Source organism: Deinococcus rhizophilus (assembly GCF_030271215.1).
In the GTDB taxonomy this organism is placed as follows: Bacteria; Deinococcota; Deinococci; order Deinococcales; family Deinococcaceae; genus Deinococcus; species Deinococcus rhizophilus.
On record NZ_JASNGB010000238.1, the window covers coordinates 1 to 3692 of the forward strand.

Annotated in this window: 3 protein-coding genes; all 3 read right to left on the bottom strand. The window is 71.2% G+C overall.

Going from position 1 to position 3692, the window contains the following annotated elements:
- On the bottom strand, positions 1-521 hold a 521-nt coding region (locus QOL99_RS15815), incomplete at its 3' end, for an EamA family transporter (RefSeq protein ID WP_407650207.1).
- A gap of 66 nt (positions 522-587) precedes the next feature.
- Entirely contained in the window at positions 588-3095 is a 2508-nt protein-coding gene (gene glgP, locus QOL99_RS15820) for an alpha-glucan family phosphorylase (RefSeq protein WP_285525235.1), read from the bottom strand.
- Positions 3096-3155: 60 nt separating this feature from the next.
- Positions 3156-3566 carry a DUF1622 domain-containing protein gene (locus tag QOL99_RS15825; RefSeq protein WP_285525237.1) on the bottom strand — a complete coding sequence of 137 codons (411 nt, stop codon included), beginning with the start codon at positions 3564-3566 and terminating at the stop codon, positions 3156-3158.
- Between the last annotated feature and the right edge of the window lie 126 nt (positions 3567-3692).

A 3692-nucleotide genomic window follows, 5' to 3' on the forward strand; every position in this document is an offset into this window, starting at 1 on the left:
CCGGGCACCCGCCGCCCCACCGCGCCCCCCGCCAGGATGTACAGCGCCCAGAAGGCCCCGGCGGTCAGGGCCAGCGCCACGCCCAGCGGGTCCAGCCCCTCCCCCACCCCGCCGCGCGGCGCGATCAGAAGGATTCCAAGTGCAGCCAGCGCCACCCACCCCAGGTCCCGCGCCCGCCGCGAGAGGACCAGCGACAGCACCAGCGGCCCCACGAACTCCAGCGTGACGGCCAGGCCCAGCGGCAGCCGCGTCAGCGAGAGGTAAAAGGTCAGGTTCATCAGGCCCAGGGCCACCCCGTAGGGCAGCACCGCCCGCCACGCCGACCACGGGAGGTCCTGCAGCCGGGGCCGGAAGATCACGCCCAGGATCGCCGCCGCCAGCGTGACCCGCAGCCCGGTGGTGCCCGCCGCCCCCAGCGTGGGAAACAGCGACTTGGCAAAGGCCGCGCCCCCCTGAATACTCAGCATGGCGATGAGCAGCGAGGGAATGGGCGGCAGGGCAGGCAGGCGCACGGGGGGCATTGTAGGGGCTGCAGGAACACGAGGGAGGCCGGAGCATGACGCTCTGGCCTCCCCTGTTTAGATGGCCTACGCCCAGCGGATCAGCCCCGCCTCCAGCCCGTGGCTCAGGCCCTCGATCACCGGGAGCATCCGGACGCCCACGGTGTAGAGGCCGCTGCCGGGGAGGGGCACGGCGGCGCGGTAGCTGCCGTCGCCCTGGCGCTCCAGCGGGAAGCGGGTCACGTCGTCGCCGCGCTTGAGGACCGCCTCCACCCGCAGGTCCTCGGGGCGGATGCCCGCGGGCTGCACCTGCGCCCGGACCTCCACGGTCTGGCCGGGGCGGGCGGTGGCGGGCAGGTCCGCACTCGCGCTCAGGCTGGTGTGGGGCCACTGCCCGCGCACCCAGACCTTCCACTCCGCGACCTGGCGGGCACGGGCGGCGTTTCCGGCGGACAGGGTCGCGCCGCGCTCGCCCAGGGGCACGTAATACTGCCGCACGTAGTCGATGACCTGCCGCTGCATCGAGAAACGCGGGCTGACGGTCCGGATGGCCCGGCGCACCGTCCGCGCCCAGCCCGCCTGGTCGCCGTAGTAGCTGGGCACGATCTCGCGCTCCAGCGTCTGGTAGAGGCTGTGGGCGTCGGCCTCGTCCTGCACGTTCAGGTCGGCGTACTCGCGCTCCTCGCCGATGGGCCAGCCGTTGGTGCCGTCATACCCTTCGCGCCACCAGCCGTCGAGGATGGAGAAATTGGGTGCCCCGTTGAAGCTGGCCTTCATGCCGCTGGTGCCCGACGCCTCCAGCGGGCGGCGCGGGTTGTTCAGCCAGATGTCTACTCCCTGCACGAGGTGGCGGGCGACGTTCATGTCGTAGTTTTCCAGAATCACTATGCGGCCCCGGAACTCGGGCAACTGCGACATCCGGTAGATCTCCTGGATAAAGGCCTTGCCGGGGTTGTCGGCGGGGTGCGCCTTGCCCGCGAAGACGAACTGCACCGGGCGCTGGGGGTCGTTCAGGATCCGCGCGAGGCGCTCGCGGTCGCGGAACAGCAGGGTGGCCCGCTTGTAGGTGGCGAAGCGGCGGGCAAAGCCGATGGTCAGGGCGTCTTCGGAGAGCAGCCCGTCGGTGGCGGCGAGGTCGGCGGCCGAGGCCCCATTCCTGAGCCCCTGCTCGCGCACCCGCGCCCGCACGAAGGCGACCATCTCGCGCTTCATGTCGCGCTGCACGCCCGCAAGCTGCGCGTCGCTGAGGCGCTCGACCGCCTCCCACATGGCCTCGTCTTCCAGCCGCTCGGTCCAGTCGCCCGGCAGCACCGCCGAGAGCAGGTCGCGCATCGCCTGCGAGGTGAAGGTGAGGTTATGCGCCCCGTTGGTGACGTGGCCGATGGGCACCTCGGCGGCCTCCGCGCCGGGGTAGAGGAACTTCCACATGTCGCGGCTGACCTCCCCGTGCAGCTCGGAGACGCCGTTCGCCGCGCGGCTCATGGCGAGGGCAAACACCGTCATGGAAAAGGTCGGCACCCAGTGGCCGTCCCACTGCTGGTCGTGGCGGGCCAGCGCGTAGAGGTCGTCGCGGGTGGTGCCCAGCAGCCCCGGCCACTCGGGAAGGTACCGGTCCACGAGGTCGTAGGCAAAGGCGTCGTTGCCCGCCGGGACCGGCGTGTGGGTGGTAAAGAGGGTGGAGGCGGCGACCGCCTCGGTCGCGGTGCGGAAGTCCAGCCCACCGCCGACGAGTTCGCGCACCCGCTCCAGCCCCAGCAGGGCGGCGTGGCCCTCGTTCATGTGGTACACCTGCGCCGGAACCTCCAGCACCCGCAGCGCCCGCAGGCCCGCGACCCCCAGCAGCACGTACTGCTGAAAGCGCAGTTCCTGGTTGCCGCCGTAGAGCCGGGCCGTGAGCTTGCGGTCCTCGGGCGAGTTCCCCGGCACGTTGGTGTCCAGCAGCAGCACACGGATGCGCCCGATCAGCAGCTCCCAGACGCGCACGTGAACCTCGCGCGAGCCGATCTGCACCGACACGCGGGCCTCCTCGCCCGCCGGGGTGCGGGCCGGGCGGAGGGGCAGGGTGGTGAGGTCCAGCTCGTCGTAGGCTTCCTCCTGCCAGCCGTCCCGGTTGAGCATCTGCCGGAAGTAGCCCTGGTGAAACAGCAGCCCCACCGCCGTGAAGGGCAGCCCCAGGTCAGAGGCACTCTTGCAGTGGTCGCCCGCCAGCACGCCGAGGCCGCCGGAGTAGATGGGCAGCGACTCGTGAAAGCCGTACTCCATGCTGAAGTAGGCGACGGGCGCGAGCTGCGGGGCGTGACGAATGGCCCAGGTGTCGGTCTTGCCGAGGTAGGCGTCGAAGTCCGCGATGACGGCGCGGTAACGCTCCAGATAGGCGGCGTCGGCGGCGGCCCCGTCCAGCCGGGCCTGCGGCAGCTCCAGCAGCAGCCGCACCGGGTTGTGCTGGAAGCGCTCCCACAGCGCGGCGTCGAGGTCGCGGTAGAGGTCCTGCGCCTGAGGGGTCCACGACCAGTAGAGGTTGTAGGCGAGGTCGGAGAGCCGCGCGAGGGCGGCGGGCAGCTCCGGGAGAACAGTGACCTGACCGAGAACGTTCATAACCTGCTGAGCTTACACCGGGGGCCGAGTCCACAGCCGGGGCGCGGAAGGCAGCTCCCGTTACCCGTGGTTTTGCGGCAGCGGGTGCGCGGGCGCGGCGGCGTGTTCGGCCTGCATGCGCTGTTCCTCGCGGACCTCGCGGTCGAGGAAGTAGTTCAGGGCCGTGCGGATGCCCGCGATGGCGGCCAGCTTGCCGATGTCGTCCCAGGTGGGGGCGACCGCCGTCTTGAGGATATCGGCGGCGAGCAGCAGTTCCAGCACGAGCGCGAGCCAGTGTCCCAGCCGCAGGCGCAGCGTCTCCATGCTCTGCCCCCGGTTCCTGCGCCGCACGGCGAGCCGCCACAGCGCCTCCAGCACCGCGTACCCCACGATCACGGCGCACACCGCCTCCACCCCGGTCGCCAGGGTCAGGGTCACCTGCCGCACGAGGTCCTCGAAGGTTCCCAGAAAGCTTGTCGCCTCGGCTGACATGGGCAGCAGCCTACCGCGCCGGGAGCACTCCCCAGAGCCTGACGCTGCTGGAACGGTGCCCCTGCCCCCTCCCCCACGCATGCTCTAGAGCATGTGCCCTAAGAATGCGGTGGGTTTCCGCATTCG

Excerpts from the sequence above, each read along its gene's own strand:
- glgP (WP_285525235.1), bottom strand. The coding sequence starts at position 3,095 with ATGAACGTTCTCGGTCAGGTCACTGTTCTCCCGGAGCTGCCCGCCGCC.
- QOL99_RS15825 (WP_285525237.1), bottom strand. The coding sequence starts at position 3,566 with ATGTCAGCCGAGGCGACAAGCTTTCTGGGAACCTTCGAGGACCTCGTG.